General features: G+C 32.7%; 26 protein-coding genes. All 26 read left to right on the forward strand.

All coding sequences use genetic code 11. The features are described from left to right. The first annotated feature begins 90 nt into the window (after window positions 1-90). A complete protein-coding gene (locus tag IW18_RS19105) occupies window positions 91-1,326 on the forward strand; it encodes a beta-ketoacyl-[acyl-carrier-protein] synthase family protein (protein WP_041519776.1) in 1,236 nt (411 codons plus the stop codon). Beyond that, window positions 1,319-1,573 carry an acyl carrier protein gene (locus IW18_RS19110; RefSeq protein ID WP_041519777.1) on the forward strand — a complete coding sequence of 85 codons (255 nt, stop codon included), beginning with the start codon at window positions 1,319-1,321 and terminating at the stop codon, window positions 1,571-1,573. Before IW18_RS19105 ends, IW18_RS19110 begins: the two co-directional genes overlap by 8 nt. Beyond that, window positions 1,573-2,454, forward strand: a complete 882-nt coding sequence (locus IW18_RS19115; protein ID WP_041519778.1) for an LpxL/LpxP family acyltransferase — start codon at window positions 1,573-1,575, stop codon at window positions 2,452-2,454. The genes IW18_RS19110 and IW18_RS19115 overlap by 1 nt, the downstream gene beginning before the upstream one ends. Window positions 2,455-2,664: 210 nt before the next feature. After that, a complete protein-coding gene (locus IW18_RS19120) occupies window positions 2,665-3,567 on the forward strand; it encodes an NADPH-dependent FMN reductase family protein (RefSeq protein ID WP_041519779.1) in 903 nt (300 codons plus the stop codon). A 16-nt stretch (window positions 3,568-3,583) separates the two neighbouring features. Then, window positions 3,584-4,717 (forward strand): beta-ketoacyl-ACP synthase III, encoded by a 1,134-nt coding sequence (locus tag IW18_RS19125; RefSeq protein WP_041519780.1) that lies wholly within the window; start codon window positions 3,584-3,586, stop codon window positions 4,715-4,717. Continuing rightward, window positions 4,717-5,148, forward strand: a complete 432-nt coding sequence (locus IW18_RS19130) for a hypothetical protein (protein WP_041519781.1) — start codon at window positions 4,717-4,719, stop codon at window positions 5,146-5,148. Before IW18_RS19125 ends, IW18_RS19130 begins: the two co-directional genes overlap by 1 nt. 7 nt (window positions 5,149-5,155) lie before the next feature. Then, window positions 5,156-5,620: an ABC transporter permease gene (locus IW18_RS19135; RefSeq protein ID WP_041519782.1), complete on the forward strand. Its 465-nt coding sequence runs from the start codon at window positions 5,156-5,158 to the stop codon at window positions 5,618-5,620. Between the two features lie 25 nt (window positions 5,621-5,645). Then, a complete protein-coding gene (locus tag IW18_RS19140) occupies window positions 5,646-6,050 on the forward strand; it encodes a hypothetical protein (RefSeq protein WP_041519783.1) in 405 nt (134 codons plus the stop codon). Continuing rightward, on the forward strand, window positions 6,050-7,048 hold the full coding sequence (locus IW18_RS19145) for a BtrH N-terminal domain-containing protein (RefSeq protein ID WP_041519784.1): 999 nt from the start codon (window positions 6,050-6,052) through the stop codon (window positions 7,046-7,048). The genes IW18_RS19140 and IW18_RS19145 overlap by 1 nt, the downstream gene beginning before the upstream one ends. Window positions 7,049-7,111: 63 nt before the next feature. Beyond that, window positions 7,112-7,810, forward strand: coding sequence for an ABC transporter ATP-binding protein (locus IW18_RS19150; protein ID WP_041519785.1), 699 nt, complete (start codon window positions 7,112-7,114; stop codon window positions 7,808-7,810). Further along, window positions 7,800-9,089, forward strand: coding sequence for an ABC transporter permease (locus IW18_RS19155; protein ID WP_041519786.1), 1,290 nt, complete (start codon window positions 7,800-7,802; stop codon window positions 9,087-9,089). The genes IW18_RS19150 and IW18_RS19155 overlap by 11 nt, the downstream gene beginning before the upstream one ends. Further along, on the forward strand, window positions 9,064-9,513 hold the full coding sequence (locus IW18_RS19160; protein WP_041519787.1) for an acyl-CoA thioesterase: 450 nt from the start codon (window positions 9,064-9,066) through the stop codon (window positions 9,511-9,513). Before IW18_RS19155 ends, IW18_RS19160 begins: the two co-directional genes overlap by 26 nt. A 5-nt stretch (window positions 9,514-9,518) precedes the next feature. After that, on the forward strand, window positions 9,519-10,034 hold the full coding sequence (locus IW18_RS19165) for a hypothetical protein (protein ID WP_123902568.1): 516 nt from the start codon (window positions 9,519-9,521) through the stop codon (window positions 10,032-10,034). Between the two features lie 27 nt (window positions 10,035-10,061). Beyond that, complete coding sequence (locus IW18_RS19170) at window positions 10,062-11,210, forward strand: beta-ketoacyl-[acyl-carrier-protein] synthase family protein (RefSeq protein ID WP_041519789.1); 1,149 nt, start codon at window positions 10,062-10,064, stop codon at window positions 11,208-11,210. 31 nt (window positions 11,211-11,241) lie between these two features. After that, entirely contained in the window at window positions 11,242-11,724 is a 483-nt protein-coding gene (locus tag IW18_RS19175) for a hypothetical protein (protein WP_041519790.1), read from the forward strand. A 1-nt stretch (window position 11,725) separates the two neighbouring features. Next, window positions 11,726-12,343 (forward strand): 3-oxoacyl-ACP synthase, encoded by a 618-nt coding sequence (locus IW18_RS19180; protein WP_041519791.1) that lies wholly within the window; start codon window positions 11,726-11,728, stop codon window positions 12,341-12,343. Between the two features lie 2 nt (window positions 12,344-12,345). Further along, on the forward strand, window positions 12,346-12,603 hold the full coding sequence (locus IW18_RS19185) for a phosphopantetheine-binding protein (RefSeq protein ID WP_017496902.1): 258 nt from the start codon (window positions 12,346-12,348) through the stop codon (window positions 12,601-12,603). Between the two features lie 134 nt (window positions 12,604-12,737). Then, entirely contained in the window at window positions 12,738-13,934 is a 1,197-nt protein-coding gene (locus IW18_RS19190) for a beta-ketoacyl-[acyl-carrier-protein] synthase family protein (protein WP_041519792.1), read from the forward strand. A 1-nt stretch (window position 13,935) separates the two neighbouring features. Further along, complete coding sequence (locus IW18_RS19195; protein WP_041519793.1) at window positions 13,936-14,997, forward strand: beta-ketoacyl synthase N-terminal-like domain-containing protein; 1,062 nt, start codon at window positions 13,936-13,938, stop codon at window positions 14,995-14,997. Further along, complete coding sequence (locus tag IW18_RS19200; RefSeq protein ID WP_041519794.1) at window positions 14,994-15,779, forward strand: polysaccharide deacetylase family protein; 786 nt, start codon at window positions 14,994-14,996, stop codon at window positions 15,777-15,779. Before IW18_RS19195 ends, IW18_RS19200 begins: the two co-directional genes overlap by 4 nt. 104 nt (window positions 15,780-15,883) lie before the next feature. Beyond that, complete coding sequence (locus IW18_RS19205; protein WP_041519795.1) at window positions 15,884-16,510, forward strand: outer membrane lipoprotein carrier protein LolA; 627 nt, start codon at window positions 15,884-15,886, stop codon at window positions 16,508-16,510. Then, window positions 16,476-17,111 carry a hypothetical protein gene (locus IW18_RS19210; RefSeq protein WP_041519796.1) on the forward strand — a complete coding sequence of 212 codons (636 nt, stop codon included), beginning with the start codon at window positions 16,476-16,478 and terminating at the stop codon, window positions 17,109-17,111. Before IW18_RS19205 ends, IW18_RS19210 begins: the two co-directional genes overlap by 35 nt. Before the next feature lie 36 nt (window positions 17,112-17,147). Next, window positions 17,148-17,753, forward strand: coding sequence for an outer membrane beta-barrel protein (locus IW18_RS19215; RefSeq protein WP_041519797.1), 606 nt, complete (start codon window positions 17,148-17,150; stop codon window positions 17,751-17,753). Window positions 17,754-17,759: 6 nt separating this feature from the next. Further along, entirely contained in the window at window positions 17,760-18,131 is a 372-nt protein-coding gene (locus tag IW18_RS19220) for a hotdog family protein (RefSeq protein WP_041519798.1), read from the forward strand. A 2-nt stretch (window positions 18,132-18,133) separates the two neighbouring features. After that, complete coding sequence (locus IW18_RS19225) at window positions 18,134-18,619, forward strand: hypothetical protein (RefSeq protein WP_041519799.1); 486 nt, start codon at window positions 18,134-18,136, stop codon at window positions 18,617-18,619. An 18-nt stretch (window positions 18,620-18,637) separates the two neighbouring features. Then, entirely contained in the window at window positions 18,638-19,819 is a 1,182-nt protein-coding gene (locus IW18_RS19230; protein WP_041519800.1) for a DUF2062 domain-containing protein, read from the forward strand. The last annotated feature ends 79 nt before the right edge of the window (window positions 19,820-19,898 follow it).

The raw sequence follows: 19,898 nt of genomic DNA on the forward strand, positions 1-19,898 counted from the left end.
TTTGCGAGATTTAAAAAAAGAACTTTGTAACTAGTTTCTATGTGTTAGAAAAAATTACGTCACTGACTAAAATTACTTTGAAATACCAACATGAATAAAAGAGTTGTAATTACTGGAATGGGAATTTATTCTTGTATTGGAACTTCTCTAGAGGAAGTAAAGGAATCTTTATACCAAGGAAAATCAGGTATTAAATTTGATTCTGAAAGAAAAGAATTTGGTTTCCAATCAGCTTTGACCGGAATGGTTCCTAAAGCCGATTTGAAAAATTTATTGACCCGAAGACAACGCATGAGTATTGGCGAAGAAACAGAATATGCATATATGGCAACTATTCAGGCTTTGAAAGATGCCAATATAGATGATGCTTTTTTCGATAATCGTGAAGTTGGAATTATGTACGGAAATGATAGTGTTTCAAAAGCTATTATTGACGCCACAGATATTGTACGCGAGAAAAAAGACACCGCTTTAATAGGTTCCGGAGCAATTTTCAAGTCAATGAATTCTACGGTAACAATGAATCTTTCTACAATTTTTAAACTTCGTGGAATCAATCTTACTATTAGTGCCGCTTGTGCCAGCGGTTCACATTCTATTGGACTGGCTTATTTTTTAATAAAAAGCGGTTTTCAAGATATCATTATTACCGGAGGAGCACAAGAAATCAACAAATATGCGATGAGTAGTTTTGATGGTTTAGGTGTTTTTTCGAAGAGAGAAAACGAGCCCGAAAAGGCTTCTCGTCCTTTTGATGTAGATCGCGATGGATTAATTCCGAGTGGTGGTGGCGCAACCTTAATTCTCGAAAGTTACGAATCTGCCATTGCAAGAGGCGCCAATATTATTGCCGAAGTTGTAGGTTACGGATTTTCATCAAACGGAGGACATATCTCAACTCCAAACGTCGAAGGCCCGTCTATAGCCATGCAACGAGCACTTGACGATGCACAACTAAAAGCTACAGATATTGATTACATAAATGCTCACGCAACCTCAACTCCGGTTGGAGACGGAAATGAAGCGAAAGCAATTTTTGAAGTTTTTGGCGAAAAAAACCCATATGTAAGTTCCACCAAATCAATGACAGGTCACGAATGTTGGATGGCCGGAGCAAGCGAAGTTATATATTCTATCTTAATGATGCAAAATGATTTTATTGCACCAAACATCAATTTAGATAATCCAGATGAAGATGCTTCTAAATTAAATTTGGTCAAAACTACTTTAAACAAAAAAATTGACATATTTTTGTCCAATTCCTTCGGATTCGGAGGAACCAACTCTGCGTTGGTGGTTAAAAAGTTTAAATTGAACAATGAATAAAGAAGAGATTATAGCAAGAATTAATGGTTTTTTGGTTGATGAATTTGAAGTAGACAATGACGACATTGAGCCGAATGCTAATTTGAAAGACACACTTGGGTTAGATAGTTTAGATTATGTAGATTTAGTAGTTTCAATTGAATCTAACTTTGGTGTAAAACTGGTTGAAGCTGATTTTGTTGGAATCGCTGATTTTCAAAGTTTTTATGACCTTATCGAAACCAAAATAAAAGCCAAAACTGCTTAATGAGTCAATGGGATGGCAAATCAAAAGGGACAGTTTTAGGCTATAAAATATTCGTTTTTTTAATACAAAAAGCGGGTGTTAAAGCTGCTTACGGCTTACTTTATTTTGTTGCTTCTTACTACTTTTTATTCTTAAAGAAAAGCAATCGCGCTATTTCTTATTATTTTAAAGAGCGACTTCAATATTCCAATTTTAAAACAAAAAAAATGGTTTTCAAAAGTTACTATACTTTTGGACAAACCATTATTGATAAAATTTCCATTTCGGCAGGAATGCGAAATAAATTCACCTATGAATTTGATGGAATCGAAGTGCTAAAAAAACTGCTAGCCGAGAAAAAAGGCGGTGTTTTAATTAGCGCACACGTAGGTAATTTTGAAATTGCCGAGCACTTTCTTGGCGATATTGATGTTGATTTTCAAATCAATTTAGTGACCACTGATTTAGAACATTCGGCGATCAAGAATTATCTCGAAAGCGTTACCCAAAAACCCACCGTAAAATTCATAATTATCAAAGACGATTTGTCTCATATTTTTGAGATAAATGCAGCTTTGGCAAACAACGAATTGGTTTGTTTTACCGGCGATCGCTATTTTGAAGGTACCAAATCTATTTCTGAAGAAATTCTGGGTAAAGAAGCAAATTTTCCTGCAGGTCCATTTTTAATTGCTTCAAGATTAAAAGTTCCAGTTGTATTTGTTTATGTAATGAAAGAACCAAACCTTCATTATCATTTATACGCGCGCGAAGCAACCGTAAAACATCGTGACGAAAAAGCTTTACTAAAAGAATATATAAAAAGTGTTGAAAGTATTCTGCAAAAATATCCCTTACAATGGTTTAATTATTTCGATTTTTGGAATGATTTGAAAAGCTAGTTTTTTCGCCACGAATTACACGAATTTTCACTAATTAGTAATCGCTTTCTATTTTGTAAATTCTCAAGATACAGTTTTTATACCTTTTTTTGCCACATATAGATTTGCGAAAATTCGTGTAATTCGTGGCGAAAAATTAATCCATTAAACAAGAAAATTCGTTTAAATAAATTTACTTATTTTTGTTTACCACCAAAGCAAATAACCAAAATGAAAAATGTTCTCGTTATTTATTATTCTCAATCCGGACAACTGGAATCTATTGCGAAAAATATTGCAAAACCATTTCTAAATTCAGAGGATATAAAAGTAACTTTTCACGAAATACAATTAGAGAAACCATTTCCGTTTCCTTGGAATAAAGCTTCTTTTTTTGATGCCTTTCCAGAATCTTTTTTACAAATTCCAACAAAGTTAAAACCAGTTTCAGAAGAGATTTTAAATACAAAATTTGATTTAATTCTTTTTCATTACCAAGTTTGGTTTTTATCACCATCAATTCCAATCAACTCGTTTTTAAAAAGTCCGGAAGCCAAAACAATATTAAACAATACTCCCGTTATAACTATTAATGGTTCTCGTAATATGTGGGTCATGGCGCAAGAAAAAATTAAAGTTTTATTGCGTGATGCAAATGCAAAATTGGTTGGAAATGTTGCATTAGTAGATCGCGTTGGAAATTTAATTAGCGTAATCACGATTGTAAATTGGATGTTTTCTGGTGTAAAGAAAAAATATCTCGGCTTTTTTCCGCTTCCCGGAGTTTCTGATAAAGATATTCAGGAGTCAGATAAATTTGGAGAAATCATACTTTCAGAATTTAAACAAAATAAACTTGGCGATTTACAGCCAAAATTAACCGAAATAGGTGCTGTAAAAATCAGTCCATATTTAGTTACAGTAGATAAAACCGCCAATAAAATTTTTAATAAATGGTCAAATCTCATTCATAAGAATCAAAAAAACAGGAAAACGCTTCTTAAAATATTTTATGTTTATTTATTCCTTGCGATATGGCTAATCTCACCAATAGTCTATATATTGCATCTTATTACCTATCCATTCAAGTTCAAAACCATAAAAAAAGAAACTCAATATTATCAAGGAGTTTAGCACACGAAATTTAATTATGTTTGACGTATATATTACCAAAGCCGCAAAATATTTGCCTAATGAAGCTGTTTCAAATGACGAAATGGAAGATTATTTAGGTCTGATAAATGACACTGCCTCAAAGGCAAGACGTATTATTTTGCGTAATAATAAAATTACAAACCGTTATTACGCTGTAGATAAAAACGGAAAAAGCACACATAGTAATGCAGAGTTAACACGCAATGCCGTTGCACAACTATTTGATGAAAACTTTACAGATCAGGATTTGGAAGTACTTTCATGCGGAACTTCATCGCCTGATGTTTTGGCGCCGTCACATGCTGCAATGGTTCATGGTTTATTAAAGAACAGATCTGTAGAATTAAATTCTTCAATGGGTATTTGCTGTTCTGGAATGAATGCGCTTAAATATGGTTTTCTTTCGATAAAATCAGGAAACTCTAAAAATGCTATTTGTACAGGATCAGAAAAAGTTTCGACATGGCTTTCTTCTCCAAAATACAATCACGAAATTGTTAATTTAAAAAACCTTGAAGAACAACCTATAATTGCCTTCAAAAAAGATTTTTTACGTTGGATGTTGTCTGATGGAGCCGGAGCATTTTTATTAGAAAATAAACCAAGCGGAGAAATTTCATTAAAAATTGAATGGATGGAAGCCTATTCTTATGCATTCGAATTAGAAACTTGTATGTATGCTGGTGGAGATAAACTAGAAAACGGAGAAATCAAAGCCTGGAGCGATTACAAACCAGAGCAATGGTTAAACGAATCTGTATTTGCGGTAAAACAAGATGTAAAAATATTAGACGAATTTATCCTTCCAAAAGGTGTCGAAAGTATGAGCGATGCAATGGCAAAGCACAATATCACGGCAGATCAGATAGATTACTTTTTACCACACGTTTCCTCTAACTTTTTTGTAGAAGGACTAAGAAAAGGACTAATAGAAAAAGGAGTCGATATTGCCGAAGAAAAATGGTTTATGAACCTTTTAAGAGTTGGTAACGTAGGTTCGGCCTCAATTTATATTGCGCTTGAAGAATTAATGTATTCAGGTAAACTAAAAAAAGGAGATCGCATTTTATTATCAGTTCCGGAAAGCGGAAGATTCTCTTTTGCCTACGCCTATTTAACCGTTTGCTAATGGAAACAATTTCTCTATTAAATAAAGAAGCCGTCGAAAATTTATTGCCACAAAAGTTTCCTTTTGTAATGGTCGATAAAATGTATTCTTATACCGAAACCTCATTAGTTTCCGGTTTAAAAATTCAGAGCGACAATATCTTTGTTGAGAATAATTCTTTTCTGGAAGCAGGTATAATCGAGCATATGGCACAATCTGTGGCATTGCATACCGGATATGAGTTTTTTTTGAAAAACGAAACCGCACCAACAGGTTATATTGGCTCTATAAAAGATATTGAAATAAAAAAATGCCCAAAAGTCGACGATACAATTCAATCAGCCGTGACTATTCTGCAAGAATTTGCCGGAATAACTTTGGTTGATATTGTGACTACTTTAAATAATGAAGAAATTGCCCGCGGACAAATGAAAACCGTTTTGGCAAAATAATATACCTATGAAGATTGGAGTTGAAATACAAAATTATCTACCGCACCGGGCGCCAATGCTTATGGTAGATTTAATTTTGGATATAAATTCAAGTTTTGTAGAAACGACATTTCTGATAAAAGAAGACAACATTTTTGTTGATAATAACATTTTTGTCGAAGCCGGATTAATCGAAAATACAGCACAAACCTGTTCTGCAATTGTAGGCAAAAAGTATTTTTTTGAAGAAGACGGAACAGAAAATGAAAACGTAAATGTAATTGGTTTTATCAGTGCTTTAAAAAATCTGAAAATACATTCGCTACCAAAAACTGGTAATACCATTATTACCAAAGCAAATCTGGTTTCGAAATTTATTGGCGACGATTATACTTTATGCACAATGAGTTGCGAAAGTTTATTTGAAGACAAACTACTTTTAGAATGCGAAATTAATTTGTTTATTCAAAAGACAGTTTCGACAACAACATAATTCTGATCGAAAATAAAAAACCGTCATGGAAAAAGAAAATGTACCTCAGCACGATGGAAATTTAAGCAAAAAGAACCTCAAAGAACTTGTTTATGCTACAGATGAAAATGGCAATTATACAACCGCTTTAAGCACGGGTTGGGAACCAAAAGCAATTGCACTTTCTAACGCAATTGATGATATAAAAGAACGTGCGGAAGAAGCCAAAATAAAAGTTCAGACTGGCGAATTAAGTCCAATTTGTTATTATATGGAACTCAATAAAATGGATCTTACCATTCTTGCAGGTTATGTAGAAATGTGGAAATGGCGTGTAAAAAGACATTTTAAACCAACTGTTTTTGCCAAATTAAGCGATAAAACTTTACAGAAATATGCCGACGCTTTTGAGATTTCAATAGCTGATTTAAAAAACTTTAAAACAGATTAATGCAAGTTACTTTTACACATCATCAATCTGCTCATTGTGAAAATGGAGTAGCTTCAAACCTCTTAAAAAATAGCGGACTCAATATCAGCGAACCTATGGTTTTTGGAATTGGTTCGGGACTTTTTTTTGTGTACCTACCTTTTTTAAAAGTAAATCATGCGCCAGCAATTAGTTACAGAACTTTGCCTGGACAAATTTTTAATAAAGTTGCCAACCGTTTAAATTTAAAAATAAAAAGACAAAAATTTTCATCAACAGTTAATGCCAATAAAGCATTAGATGAAAATCTAAAAAATAATATCCCAACCGGATTACAAGTTGGCGTTTATCATTTAAGTTATTTTCCTGATGAATACCGTTTCCATTTTAACGCACACAATTTAGTCGTTTACGGAAAAACCGAAACCGATTATTTAATTAGCGATCCCGTAATGGAAACCGTTACCACTTTGACACACGAAGAATTAGACAAAGTGCGTTTTGCCAAAGGTGCATTTGCTCCAAGAGGACAAATGTATTATCCAATTCAGATTCCAAAAGATGTTGATTTAAAAAGTGCCATTATTAAAGGAATCAAAAATACGTGTCGCGATATGTTGGCACCAATGCCAATTGTTGGTGTTCGCGGAATTAAAATGGTTTCTCGACAAATTAGAAAATGGCCATTGAAACACGGTGTTAGAAAAGCCAATCATTACCTTGCCCAAATGGTTCGTATGCAGGAAGAAATAGGAACTGGTGGCGGAGGTTTTCGTTTTATATATGCCGCATTTTTACAAGAAGCTTCGGTTATTTTAAACAATGAAGAATTAAAAGTGCTCTCGAAAGAAATGACTCAAATTGGAGATTCCTGGAGAGATTTTGCTGTAGAAGCTTCCAGAATTTACAAAAACAGAAGCGCCAAAGAAGATGCTTACAATGCCATTGCCGATGAACTTTTGAGTATTGCCAACAGAGAAGAAATCTTTTTCAAAAAACTAAAAAAAGCAATTAGCTAAATATATATTTTGCAATCCATTATAAAAATAGAATCCCTTTCGAAAAAGTACAAAGATGCAGAAATGTATTCTTTGAACAGTGTTTCGTTGGATATTAACCAAGGTCAGATTTTTGGATTATTGGGCCCAAATGGTGCCGGAAAAACTACTTTAATTTCCTTGCTTTGCGGATTGATAAAACCAACTTCCGGGCACTTTAGTATTGACGACCTAAACTATTCCAATCATGCTTCAAAAATTAAAAAAATTATTGGAGTTGTTCCGCAAGAATATGCTTTGTATCCAACATTAACGGCGAGAGAAAATTTGCATTATTTTGGAAGTATGTACGGCTTAAAAGGCAATCATTTAAAAGATAAGGTAATCGAAACTTTAGATCTTTTGGGTTTATTAAAATTTGCCGACAAACGTATCGACACCTTTTCCGGAGGTATGAAGCGCCGAGTAAATTTAATCGCCGGAATTTTGCACAACCCAAAAGTTTTGTTTTTAGATGAGCCAACCGTTGGCGTTGATGTTCATTCTAAAAATGCCATTATAAATTATTTGAAAGTTTTAAACCAAAACGGAACTACCATTATATACACCTCACATCATTTGGCCGAAGCCGAAGATTTCTGTACCAATATTGCCATTTTAGACCAAGGTCAAATTTATGCCAAAGGAACTCCAAAGGCTTTAATTGATGCTACTGAAAATGCAAGAAATCTAGAAGACGTTTTTATTTCATTAACCGGTAAAGAGTTGCGAGATGATGTATAAAATTTGGATGTCGGTCGTAAAAGAATTCTTGTTGCTCAAACGAGATTTAGGAGGTTTGATCATTTTGTTTATCATGCCTTTGGTTTTGGTTATTACAGTAACCTTAATTCAGGACAGTGCTTTTAAAACGATTAGCGATAATAAAATTCCCATTTTATTAGTAGATAACGACAACGGTTCAGTCTCAAAATCCGTTTTTGAGAACTTAGAAAAAAGCAATTTGTTTAGTGTTATCACACAAATCGACAACAAACCAATTACCGAAGAAGTTGCCAAAGAAGCCGTTTACAAAGGAAAATATCAATTGGCTATTATAATTCCGCAAAATCTAAGTATTGATTTACAAACCAAAATTGATCAGAATGTCGAGAACATTGTGAGCAAAATGGGTTTAACAGAAACCGATACTTCCGCGCAAGCTGAAAAACCAAAAGTAATCAAAGAAAAAGAAGTGAAATTGTATTTTGATCCAGCGGTTCAAATGAGTTTCAAAAATGCGGTTATGAGTTCTATTGATAAAATGATTTCACAAATCGAAACCAAATCAATTTACGCCACTTTTCAAAATCAATTAGGAGAAGGAAATATTCAATTCGAACAAAAAAGCTTCATTACATTCAAAGAAATAATTCCAAGGATAAACAACAAAGAAGTATTGCCAAATTCAGTACAGCATAACGTTCCTGCGTGGACACTTTTTGCTATATTTTTTATTGTAATTCCCTTGTCTATAAATATCGTAAAAGAAAAATCCCAAGGAACATTTGTTCGATTATTAACCAATCCGGTTTCAAATCTAATTGTCATCATCGGAAAAACAATCACGTATTCAATCATTTGTATGATTCAGTTTTATATGATGGTTGCCGTTGCTATTTTCTTGTTTCCGCATATTGGTTTGCCTCCACTAAATATCGAAGGACATTTATTTTTAATGAGTATTGTCGCCTTATTTTCAGGTTTTGCCGCCATAGGTTTCGGAATTCTATTAGGAACTGTCGCAAGTACACAAGAACAATCGGCTCCGTTTGGTGCAACAAGTGTACTTATTTTAGCTGCCGTTGGAGGAGTTTGGGTTCCTGTTTTTGCAATGCCAAAAATCATGCAGATTATCGCTAAATCATCGCCTATGAATTGGGGTTTAGAAGCGTTTTATGATGTTTTATTGCGCAACGTTTCTTTCCTTGAAATCATTCCAAAAATAAGTTTGCTATTTTTGTTCTTTATAATCACAACATCCATCGCCTTATTTTATGACAAAAAGAAAAGAACAGTATAACGAAGCCACAGACTTAACCGTTTCGCACGAAATCAGAATTCGTTTTAACGAAACTGACCCACTCGGAATCGTTTGGCACGGCCATTATATTACCTATTTTGAAGATGGACGCGAAGCCTTTGGACGCCAACACGCACTCACCTATTTGGATATTGCCAAAACGGGTTTTACAACACCAATTGTAAAATCAAAATGCGAACACAAATTGTCTTTGCGTTACGGAGATGTTGTAACGATAGAAACAACAGTTGTCGATACGCCTGCTGCCAAAATAATTTATCGTTTTAAAATTTTAGACGCTCAAGGCGAAATTGCCTGCACTGGCGAAACCGTTCAGGTATTTTTAGATAAAGAAGGAAACTTAATGCTGACGAATCCTCCTTTTTATGAGGAATGGAAACGAAAAGTTGGGTTGTTAATGTAAAAGAAATGAATCAATTTAAAACTAGATACAATTACTTAATTCTTGTAGCAAGATTTATCTTCACAATCTTTTTTGGAGCATTATCTATTATAATGATTTATGTATTAATTAAAGATTCTAAATCAAACAATTACTTATCTGAATTTTTCTTTGGAATAGTATTCAACATCATTATGATATACCTTACTTATCATTTTGCCATTCTTATTATTAAACAATCATATAATTTCAAAATAGAAGAAAATAGTATATTTAAAATTTCAATTTTATCTGGTAGAAAAGAATTACTAAAAACGAATCAAATTAAAGGTTTTAGTATTTCAGAGTACCCAATAAAAATTTGGAATTTTAAATCGATAATATTGTATTTGGCGAACGGTAAAAAAATAGAACTGCCCCAATTCTTATATTTTAATTTCAATAAAATTGAAAATGAGCTTATTGAAAACTCAATCACAAAATTGGGTCACGAAAAACACAAATGGAAATCCTTTGATTCTCGATATTATGAGTATGAATAATAATCTTGACAATCAACGTAATATAAAATGACAAAAGAAATATATATCACACAAACGAATTGTATCACGCCTTTAGGTTTTGATGTTGAATCGAACATCGAAGCGATTTTGCGTGGTGAATCTGGAATTCAATTGCATTCCGCTCTTTCTTTAATGCCAATGCCGTTTTATGCTGCGATTATTAATGATGAAAAAATAAACAGTGCTTTTGAAAAAATCAGCACAGAAAAAAAATATTCCCGTTTAGAGAAAATGATGATCTTGGCTTTAGAGCCAATTATCAAAAATTCAGGAGTTGAATTAAATTCGAAAACTGCTTTTATACTTTCGACTACAAAAGGAAATGTTACGGCTTTAAAAAATAATTCTGAAGAAAGTTTCAATAACGCACATTTAGATGTTTTAGCAAAAAATGTTTCGGATTTCTTCGGATTTAAAACACAACCAATTGTAGTTTCAAATGCTTGCGTTTCCGGAATTTTAGCAGTTTCTGTTGCCAAAAGAATGATTCAGTCTGAATTGTACGATACTATTTTTGTGGTTGCCGGCGATGAAATTTCAGAATTTGTTTTGTCTGGATTTAATGCTTTTCAGGCAATGAGTGATTTGCCTTGTAAACCGTATTCTAAAAATAGAACCGGAGTAAGTTTAGGCGAAGCAACCGCAGCCGTTTTACTTTCGGCGGAAGCCAAAAATGCCAAAATAAAAGTAATTGGCGACAGTTCGATAAACGATGCCAATCATATTTCGGGACCTTCAAGAACAGGCGAAGGTTTGTTTAGAAGTATTCAGAATGCTTTGAAAGAAGCTCAAATTAATTCCGACAAAATCCATTATATTTCCGCACACGGAACCGCAACTCCGTTCAACGACGAAATGGAAGCTATTGCTTTAAATCGTTTAAATTTACAAAACGCTCCAATAAATAGTTTAAAAGGATTTTACGGTCATACATTAGGCGCTTCTGGATTGTTGGAAACGGTAATCGCGATAGAATCTGCAAATCAAAATATACTTTTTGAATCGAAAGGTTTTGATGAAATTGGAGTTAGTGAAGCTATCAATGTTATTGAGAAAAATCTAGAAAAGAAGATTGAGTATTTCCTGAAGACGGCTTCCGGATTTGGAGGTTGTAATACGGCGGTTGTTTTTGAAAAGATAAAATCCAACTTGTAAATTTTCTTTATAAGTTCAAAATTTAAATATCATGAATATAGACGAATCCCTTTTTAAAAAAGCTTTAAAAATTCACGGTTTTGATTTCAAAAATGATGTAGTAAAAGTAACTGATAAAATTATTGAATTTCTTGAAAGCTTAAATCTATCTAAAGATTTAATAACTTTTTTAAAAGCATTTTCCTTTAAAGAAGAGATAAATTTTGGAAGCATTTATTTTAATTGTGTAAATAGAATTAGAATAGAAAATCTTGAAAAGGAGAACAAAGAAATCTATAAAAAAGATTTACTTATAATTGGTTCAGGTGCAAATGGTGATCCAATTGTTGTAAATACTAAAACACTGAATGTGGGATATATTTTTCATGACATTCTTTGGGAAGAAGAAAATATTGAAGATTTGAATAAAGTTTACATTGATCTAAAAATGAGTATTGGAACTTTCTTTTATAAATCGATAACAGAAGAAGATTTTCCTATTGATGCTTATCAAGCAGAAGATTATATAAAATAAAATGACTCAAAATAAAACCTACATACAATCCTACATCACCATCCAAAACAACGAAATTGTTTTGAACGGAACTTCTGTATTCAAAATTGAACCAACAGATTTTGGGGATTTCTCGAAACAAGCGTATCGTAATTTTGATATTCAATACCCGAAGTTTTTCAAAATGGATGCTTTGAGCAAATTGGCTTTTTTAGGATCTGAATTGCTTTTGAGTCCGATAACTTCGGCTGAACAAGAAAACAATATTGCGTTGGTTTTGGCCAATAAATCGTCAAGTTTAGATACTGATGTTAAGTATCAGGAATCTATTTCAGACAAAGAAAATTATTATCCGAGTCCTGCGGTTTTTGTTTATACTTTACCAAATATTTGTTTGGGCGAAATAAGTATTCGTCATCAGCTTAAAAGTGAAAATTCTTTCTTTATATTTGATGCTTTCAATTCGGAGTTTCTGTTGAACTATTCCGAGGTTTTGTTAAACACAAATAAGGCAGATTCAGTTCTGTGCGGTTGGGTAGAATTTTTTAAGGATGATTACAAAGCATTTCTTTGTGTCATTAGTGCAGAAGAAAACACAAAATATACAAACGAAAATATCAATACATTATATAATCAATAATCATGGAAGCATTAAAAGAAGAATTAAAAAATAAAATCATTACGACTTTAAACCTTGAAGATATCGCAATCGAAGACATTGCTGATAACGATCCTTTGTTTGGAGATGGTTTAGGTTTAGACTCAATTGATGCGCTTGAATTAATTGTAATTTTAGATAAAGATTACGGAATTAAATTGGTTGACCCAAAAGAAGGTAAAACCATTTTTCAATCGATCGAAACTATGGCGGCGTACATTAGCGCTAACAGAACTAAATAGACATCTTAGACTGACTTAGATTTTTAGACAACTTAGACAATACTTTAAAAAAAATCTAAGAAGTCTAATGTCTAAAAATCTAAGCAAGTCTAATAAAGAAATCTAAGCAAGTCTAAAAATCTAAGAAGTCTAAAATGAAAGGTGTTGCAATAACCGGAATGGGAATTATCTCTTCGATTGGAAATTCAGTCGAGGAAAATTATACGTCGTTAATCGAAAATAAAATTGGTATTTCTCGTATCACAAATATTCCAACTGTTCATGCCGATGTTATTAAGGTAGGTGAAATTAAAAAAACCAACGACGAATTGGTTGACGAATTGAAACTTAGCCAAGATAATAACTTTTCGAGAACGGCGATGATTGGCACAATTGCAGCCAAGCAAGCTGTTGAAAATGCAGGAATTACATCGATAAACGAATTTAGAACCGGACTTATTTCGGCTACAAGCGTAGGCGGAATGGACATGACTGAAAAGCATTATTACGATTATTTCGAACACCCTGAACTTGTCAAATATATTGCTTGCCATGACGGAGGAGATGTTGCTGAGAAAATTGCCGAGGAATTAGGTTTAAAAGGAATTGTTACTACTATAAGTACCGCTTGTTCCTCTGCCGCAAACGCAATTATGCTGGGCGCGCGACTAATTAAAACCGGAAAACTAGATCGTGTAATTGTTGGCGGAGCCGATGGTTTGGCTAAATTCACGATTAACGGATTTAAAACTTTGATGATTTTATCAGACGATTTCAATAAACCTTTTGACAATGAACGAAAAGGATTGAACCTTGGTGAAGCAGCAGCATATTTGGTTTTAGAATCGGATGAAATTGTTGCCAAACAGAATAAAAAAGTGCTGGCAAGAGTTTCCGGTTACGGAAATGCAAACGACGCTTTTCATCAAACTGCTTCTTCAGAAAATGGCGATGGCGCTTATTTAGCGATGAAAAAAGCCTTTGAAGTTTCGGGCTTAAAACCTTCGCAAATTGATTACATCAACGTGCACGGAACAGCAACTCCAAACAACGATTTATCTGAAGGAAGAGCTTTGTTGAGAATTTATCAAGACATAAAAGTTCCGGATTTTAGTTCTACCAAACCTTTTACAGGACATACTTTAGCAGCAGCGGCAGCAATCGAAGCCGTTTACAGTGTTTTGGCAATTCAGAATAATGTGGTTTATCCAAATTTGAATTTCGAAAACCCTATGGAAGAATTTGATTTACAGCCAGAAACTTCTTTGAAAAACAAAACTATCGAACACGTTTTATCCAACTCTTTTGGTTTTGGAGGAAATTGTTCAACCCTTATATTCTCAAAAAGCTAACATGAAAAAAACATATATAAATGGAGTAGGTTGTATTTCGACTCAAAAAACATTTGATACCGTTTTTTTAGAAGAAGCAATTGAGCACAAAAATGAAACCGTACTTTCGATAGTATCACCGATTTACAAAGATTATATTTCGCCTGCTGCCAGCAGAAGAATGGCAAAAGGAGTAAAAAACGGAATTGTAGCTTCGGCTTTAGCCTTAAAAGATGCACATCTGGAAAATATTGATGCCATTATTACGGGAACTGGTTTGGGATGCATTGAAGATTCTGAAAAATTCCTGAAAAACATTCTCGATAATAACGAAGAGTTTTTAACTCCAACAGCATTTATTCAATCAACGCATAATACAGTTGGCGCTCAAATCGCTTTAACATTACAATGCAAGGGTTATAATTTTACTTATGTAAATGGAGCTGTTTCTTTTGAATCGGCACTTTTAGATGCCAAAATGCAAATCGAAGAAAACGAAGCCAATTCGATTTTAGTTGGCGGAATCGACGAAACCGGAGATTATACCATTTCTCTTTTTAAACTCGCAGGACGTGTTAAGGACGAAAATAATTTACCCAACGACATTTTAAACTCAACATCCACTGGCGCTATTTATGGCGAAGGTGCCGCTTTTTTTGTTTTAGAAAACGAGAAAAAAGAAAATACCTATGCTCAGATTTTAGATGTTGAAATCATAAATACTTTACAAGAAAACGAAGTTGAAGCCAAAATAACTGCATTTCTAAAAGCTAATAATCTAGAGATTTCAGATCTTGATGCTGTGGTTTTAGGTTTTAACGGAAATATTGATTCTGATATTTATTATAAAAATATTGCCGAAAATGCTTTTGCAAAAATACCTCAATTGTATTATAAACATTTAAGTGGCGAATACGATACGGCTTCGGCTTTTGCATTATGGATGGCTTCTAAAGTGATCAAAACTCAGGAAATCCCTGAAATTGTAAAAGTTAATTCAGTCGAAAAACCGATTTATAGTAACATTTTATTATACAATCAATTGAATGGAAAAAATCATAGTTTTACTTTGATCTCAAAATGATAACGCACAAAAACATATCACTTTTTTTCATTTTAGTCTTGCTCTTATTATTTCTTTCGAATTTTTATATAGCAATAAATATTTGGTGGTTTGTTTTAATAATTTTCATTTGGTTCAATTTTAATGCAATTGGTTCTTCGATAATTTCATCCAATTATCATATAAAAGTTTACTGCAATAATCCATCGGAAAAAGAAAAAAAAATCGCACTTACTTTTGATGACGGACCAAGTGAATTTACTTTGGAGGTTCTAGAATTGCTGAAAAAACACAACGCAAAAGCCACTTTTTTCTGCATCGGAAAAAATATTGAAAAGCATCCTGAAATTCTTCAAAGAATTATAGACGAAGGCCATTTAGTTGGAAATCATTCGTATTCTCATTCTAATTTTTTTGATTTTTATAATGCATCAACTATAATCGAGGAACTTCAAAAAACAGATGCACTTCTGGAAAAGTTCACTTCTAAAAAAATAAATTTCTTTCGTCCGCCTTATGGTGTAACGACGCCATCGATCAGGAGAGCTTTAAAAGTAACCAACCATAAAGTTATTGGCTGGAATATTCGTTCGCTTGACGGTGGAACAAAAAATCAGGATTTGATTTTGAACCGAATTAAAAAACGTGTTTCTCCAGGCGGAATTGTACTTTTGCACGACACTGCTCCGCACTCTGTTTTGGTACTGGAACAGTTTTTGCAATTTTTAGAGCACAGTAATTACGAAGTGATTTCGATTGAAGAACTTTTGAATCTTAAAGCTTATGAAATTGAACGCGGATAAAACGGATTCGCTAAAGCGAAAACGCAGATTTAAACGGATTTTTCTAATCATTTTAATCGGTGAAATCTGTGGCAAGAAATTTAAAGCATAATTTCTAAAAAAATATGAAAACTAAAATAGCACTATTAATTCTATTTATTTCAGGCAATTTATTTGCTCAGGAACAGAAAATGTCTGATGCAGAAATTGCTTCTTTTAAACAAGATGTAAATCTTGTATCAAAAAAAATCAAAACTTTGAGTACTGATTTTATTCAATACAAACACTTGGATTTTTTATCGAAAGACATTGAAACTTCTGGTAAAATGATTTTTAAAGAACCTAGTTTACTGCAATGGCAATATAAAAAACCATACAATTATACTATTGTTTTTAAAAACGGAAAAATCCTGATTAACGACGAAGGAAAGAAAAGTGCGGTTGATATTGGCAACAGTAAAATTTTTGGCCGTATCAATAAATTAATCGTGGGAAGCGTAAGCGGAAATATGTTTGACGACAAAGAATTTACGATTTCGTATTTTAAATTGAAAGGACAAAATCTAGCAAAGTTTATTCCGAAAGACGCAACGCTAAAAAAATACATCAAACAAATCGAACTTACTTTTGATAAAGAAGAATCAACTGTGGTTCAAGTAAAACTGCTGGAATCATCTGAGGATTATACTCGAATTGTACTTAAAAATAAAGTAATCAATGCAAAAATCGACGATTCAGTTTTTACTAATTAATTGCTTACTGGCGATTGTTTTGGTTTCTTGTGGCTCTGTTACAAAAAACTACATTCCTAAAAAATTAGACAAAACGGCTATAGAAGTTCCGTATTTTTCAGATTCAAAAACAGATTATGTTTATAAAACTAATATCACGGTTTATGGAAATGAGTTGTCGGGAATTTTTATTGCAAAAAAAATAAATGACACTTTACACCGAATTGTTTTCACTACTGAATTTGGCAATAAATTAATGGATTTTGAAATTTCTGATAAGAGTTTCAAAGTTAATTCGATTGTATCAGAATTAGATCGAAAAATCCTGATTAATACTTTAAAACAAGATTTTCGTTTACTTCTTAAAAAAGAATATCTAATCGAGGAACAGTTTGAAAATGAATCCAATAACATCTATAAATCTAAAGATGGAAAGCGAGATAACTACCTTTTTATCTCTAAAAAAGAAGGCAAATTAGAAAAAGTCGTTCATTGCTCTAAAACAAAAGAAAAATTTACAATAAAATTTAGTTCAAAAAACAATATTTTTGCCGAGAATATTCAGATTATTCATCAAAACATTAAGTTAAAAATTGAGCTTAACCATTTTAAATCAGAGTAAAATTTAAACTAAACCTAAACTTAAAGCAACCAAAGAATGAGAAAAATAACCGTAATTGCCTTTTTTTTATTTGCAAGTATAATGAGTGCTCAGGTAACCTTTAAACCGGGTTTAAGAGCCGGAGCTTCGTTCTCTAATTTCTCAAATATACGTTCTGATTATAAAACAGATTTTTATGTAGGTGGTTTTGGCGAAATCAAATTAACTAAGTTTTACACTTTACAACCCGAAATCACATATAGTCAACAGGGTGCTGATAATGTTAAAACTATTATTCGTTATAATAATGGTCAGGATGTTATCGAATCCAGAAATTTAGAAATTGACTATCTTTCGTTAGCTATGATTAATAAGTTTACTTTTAATGGTGGTTTTCAGCTTCAGGTAGGTCCAACTTTAGACTTTAGAGTACAGGACAATTTACTTTATCAAAAATCTGACGTCGATTTGGCCTTTATAATGGGTATTGCTTATAAATTGAAATCTGGATTAACATTTGAAGCTCGATTTAAAAAAGGGCTAGTTGATGTTTTAGATAGCGATATTTATGAAAGCAGCAGAGACAATGATGAATTTTGGTTGGCTGATTATAATACAAATATTAGTTTTCAATTAGGTATTTCATATCCTTTTGGTAAATAAAAAATTATGGTTTTAAAAGATTTTTACAACGTTCTTTCAGAAGAAAAAACAGGAGATTCTAAATATAGTATAACGATTTTGATCAACGAAAAACATGAAGTTTTTAAAGGTCATTTTCCAGGAAATCCAATTATGCCAGGAGTTTGCATGATTCAGATTATTAAAGAACTTACAGCAGCGATTACTAAAAGTACTTTGATTATTCAGACATTATCAAATGTAAAATTCATGGCACTTATTAATCCTGAGGTAACTCCGGAACTACGTTTAGAACTTGAGATTACGACAACCGAAGAAGATTTGGTTAAAGTAAAAAATACGACTTATTTTAACGACACTGTTGCGCTGAAACTAAGCAATGTGTACAAAAAAATATAATTATGAAGTTATTATTGTCAATACTTTTATGGATTAGTTTTGCCGGCACACCAGATTTGGCGAGCATTAGAAAAATGTATGCTGATGTGTCAAAATCTGAGGCAAATGCCAAAGAATTTTCCGGAAAACTTACTGGTATTTCAAATAACGACGATAAAATTTTAGTAGCTTACAAAGCGGCTTCTATTTTGTTAGATTCGAAGTTTGAAAAGAAATTGAAAGATAAAATGGATCGCTTTAAAGAAGGTGCAACATTACTTGAATCAACTATAAAAAGTGAACCCAACAATATCGAAATTAGAATGATTCGTTTAAGTATTCAGGAAAATGTGCCTGGAATTACGGGTTATAAAAAAAACATTAAAGAAGATAAAAAATACATTACTGAGCATTATGCTGAGCAAAATGCAAGTTTAAAAGAATATCTAAAAAACTTTATTTTACAATCGAAAAGTTTCTCTGAAAAAGAGCGACAATTTGTGAAGTAAGCTAAAGAAAATCTCCAAATGAAACCTACAATACCACAGCAAGACGTACTTAATTCGACCCATTTTTGTGTCATTGTTCCCACATACAACAATCAGAAAACGTTAAAAAGAGTGCTGGATTCTATTTTAGATTTCACTACAAATGTCATTATTGTTAATGACGGATCAACAGACGAAACCAGCGAAATTCTAAAACAATATTCGCAATTAACGCAAATTCATCATCCTAAAAATTTAGGAAAAGGAAGAGCGCTTCGAAATGGTTTTAGAAAAGCAATCGAAATGAATTTTGAATATGCCATTACGATCGATTCTGACGGACAACATTTTGCTACTGATATTCCGAAATTTATTGCTGAGATTCAAAACGAGCCTAATTCTTTATTGATTGGAAGCCGAAATATGACTCAGGAAAATGTGCCAAAGAAGAGCAGTTTTGGAAATAAATTTTCGAATTTCTGGTTTAAGTTCGAAACCGGAATTAAATTAGATGATACACAATCTGGCTTCCGTTTATATCCTTTGCGATTAATTCCCAAGCAATTTTATACCAATAAATTTGAGTTTGAAATTGAAGTCATTGTAAGATCTGCATGGAAAGGAATTGTGGTGAAAAATATTCCTATTCAGATTTTGTACGATCCAGAAGAACGTGTTTCGCATTTTAGACCCTTTCAAGATTTTACCCGAATTAGCATTCTAAATACCGTTTTGGTTCTAAATGCTTTGCTGTATATTAAACCAAGAGATTTTTTAAGAAACGCTAAAAAAAAAGGATTTAAAAAATTCTTTCTGGAAGATATTTTAGAAAGTAGCGATTCAAATTTCAAAAAATCGGCGGCAATTGCTTTGGGCGTTTTTATTGGGATTTCGCCTTTTTGGGGATTTCAAACCGTGTTGCTTTTTACATTTGCCGCATTGTTTAAGCTCAATAAAGTCATCGCTTATTTGGCTTCAAATGTGAGTTTTCCGCCATTTATACCTTTTGTTATCTATGGTTCTTTAAAAATGGGAAGTTATTTTGTGTCCAATGATGCGCCATTAATTTTAGACAGTTCTGTCACACTCGATGATATTCAGAAAAATGCAACGCAATATATCGTTGGAAGTCTTATTTTAGCATCCGTTTCTGCGCTGTCTGCCGGTTTTTTGAGTTACTTACTTTTAACCGCTTTTAGTTCTAAGAAAAAACAACAATAATTAAAATATTTTGCCACAGATTTAGAGGATTTATACAAATTTTTCGCCACGAATTCACGAATTAATTTATTCTCATTCG

Origin of the sequence: Flavobacterium hibernum, assembly GCF_000832125.1 — a bacterium.
Classification (GTDB): domain Bacteria; phylum Bacteroidota; class Bacteroidia; order Flavobacteriales; family Flavobacteriaceae; genus Flavobacterium; species Flavobacterium hibernum.

Excerpts from the sequence above, each read along its gene's own strand:
- IW18_RS19105 (WP_041519776.1), top strand. The coding sequence starts at position 91 with ATGAATAAAAGAGTTGTAATTACTGGAATGGGAATTTATTCTTGTATT.
- IW18_RS19110 (WP_041519777.1), top strand. The coding sequence starts at position 1,319 with ATGAATAAAGAAGAGATTATAGCAAGAATTAATGGTTTTTTGGTTGAT.
- IW18_RS19115 (WP_041519778.1), top strand. The coding sequence starts at position 1,573 with ATGAGTCAATGGGATGGCAAATCAAAAGGGACAGTTTTAGGCTATAAA.
- IW18_RS19120 (WP_041519779.1), top strand. The coding sequence starts at position 2,665 with ATGAAAAATGTTCTCGTTATTTATTATTCTCAATCCGGACAACTGGAA.
- IW18_RS19125 (WP_041519780.1), top strand. The coding sequence starts at position 3,584 with ATGTTTGACGTATATATTACCAAAGCCGCAAAATATTTGCCTAATGAA.
- IW18_RS19130 (WP_041519781.1), top strand. The coding sequence starts at position 4,717 with ATGGAAACAATTTCTCTATTAAATAAAGAAGCCGTCGAAAATTTATTG.
- IW18_RS19135 (WP_041519782.1), top strand. The coding sequence starts at position 5,156 with ATGAAGATTGGAGTTGAAATACAAAATTATCTACCGCACCGGGCGCCA.
- IW18_RS19140 (WP_041519783.1), top strand. The coding sequence starts at position 5,646 with ATGGAAAAAGAAAATGTACCTCAGCACGATGGAAATTTAAGCAAAAAG.
- IW18_RS19145 (WP_041519784.1), top strand. The coding sequence starts at position 6,050 with ATGCAAGTTACTTTTACACATCATCAATCTGCTCATTGTGAAAATGGA.
- IW18_RS19150 (WP_041519785.1), top strand. The coding sequence starts at position 7,112 with ATGTATTCTTTGAACAGTGTTTCGTTGGATATTAACCAAGGTCAGATT.
- IW18_RS19155 (WP_041519786.1), top strand. The coding sequence starts at position 7,800 with ATGATGTATAAAATTTGGATGTCGGTCGTAAAAGAATTCTTGTTGCTC.
- IW18_RS19160 (WP_041519787.1), top strand. The coding sequence starts at position 9,064 with ATGACAAAAAGAAAAGAACAGTATAACGAAGCCACAGACTTAACCGTT.
- IW18_RS19165 (WP_123902568.1), top strand. The coding sequence starts at position 9,519 with ATGAATCAATTTAAAACTAGATACAATTACTTAATTCTTGTAGCAAGA.
- IW18_RS19170 (WP_041519789.1), top strand. The coding sequence starts at position 10,062 with ATGACAAAAGAAATATATATCACACAAACGAATTGTATCACGCCTTTA.
- IW18_RS19175 (WP_041519790.1), top strand. The coding sequence starts at position 11,242 with ATGAATATAGACGAATCCCTTTTTAAAAAAGCTTTAAAAATTCACGGT.
- IW18_RS19180 (WP_041519791.1), top strand. The coding sequence starts at position 11,726 with ATGACTCAAAATAAAACCTACATACAATCCTACATCACCATCCAAAAC.
- IW18_RS19185 (WP_017496902.1), top strand. The coding sequence starts at position 12,346 with ATGGAAGCATTAAAAGAAGAATTAAAAAATAAAATCATTACGACTTTA.
- IW18_RS19190 (WP_041519792.1), top strand. The coding sequence starts at position 12,738 with ATGAAAGGTGTTGCAATAACCGGAATGGGAATTATCTCTTCGATTGGA.
- IW18_RS19195 (WP_041519793.1), top strand. The coding sequence starts at position 13,936 with ATGAAAAAAACATATATAAATGGAGTAGGTTGTATTTCGACTCAAAAA.
- IW18_RS19200 (WP_041519794.1), top strand. The coding sequence starts at position 14,994 with ATGATAACGCACAAAAACATATCACTTTTTTTCATTTTAGTCTTGCTC.
- IW18_RS19205 (WP_041519795.1), top strand. The coding sequence starts at position 15,884 with ATGAAAACTAAAATAGCACTATTAATTCTATTTATTTCAGGCAATTTA.
- IW18_RS19210 (WP_041519796.1), top strand. The coding sequence starts at position 16,476 with ATGCAAAAATCGACGATTCAGTTTTTACTAATTAATTGCTTACTGGCG.
- IW18_RS19215 (WP_041519797.1), top strand. The coding sequence starts at position 17,148 with ATGAGAAAAATAACCGTAATTGCCTTTTTTTTATTTGCAAGTATAATG.
- IW18_RS19220 (WP_041519798.1), top strand. The coding sequence starts at position 17,760 with ATGGTTTTAAAAGATTTTTACAACGTTCTTTCAGAAGAAAAAACAGGA.
- IW18_RS19225 (WP_041519799.1), top strand. The coding sequence starts at position 18,134 with ATGAAGTTATTATTGTCAATACTTTTATGGATTAGTTTTGCCGGCACA.
- IW18_RS19230 (WP_041519800.1), top strand. The coding sequence starts at position 18,638 with ATGAAACCTACAATACCACAGCAAGACGTACTTAATTCGACCCATTTT.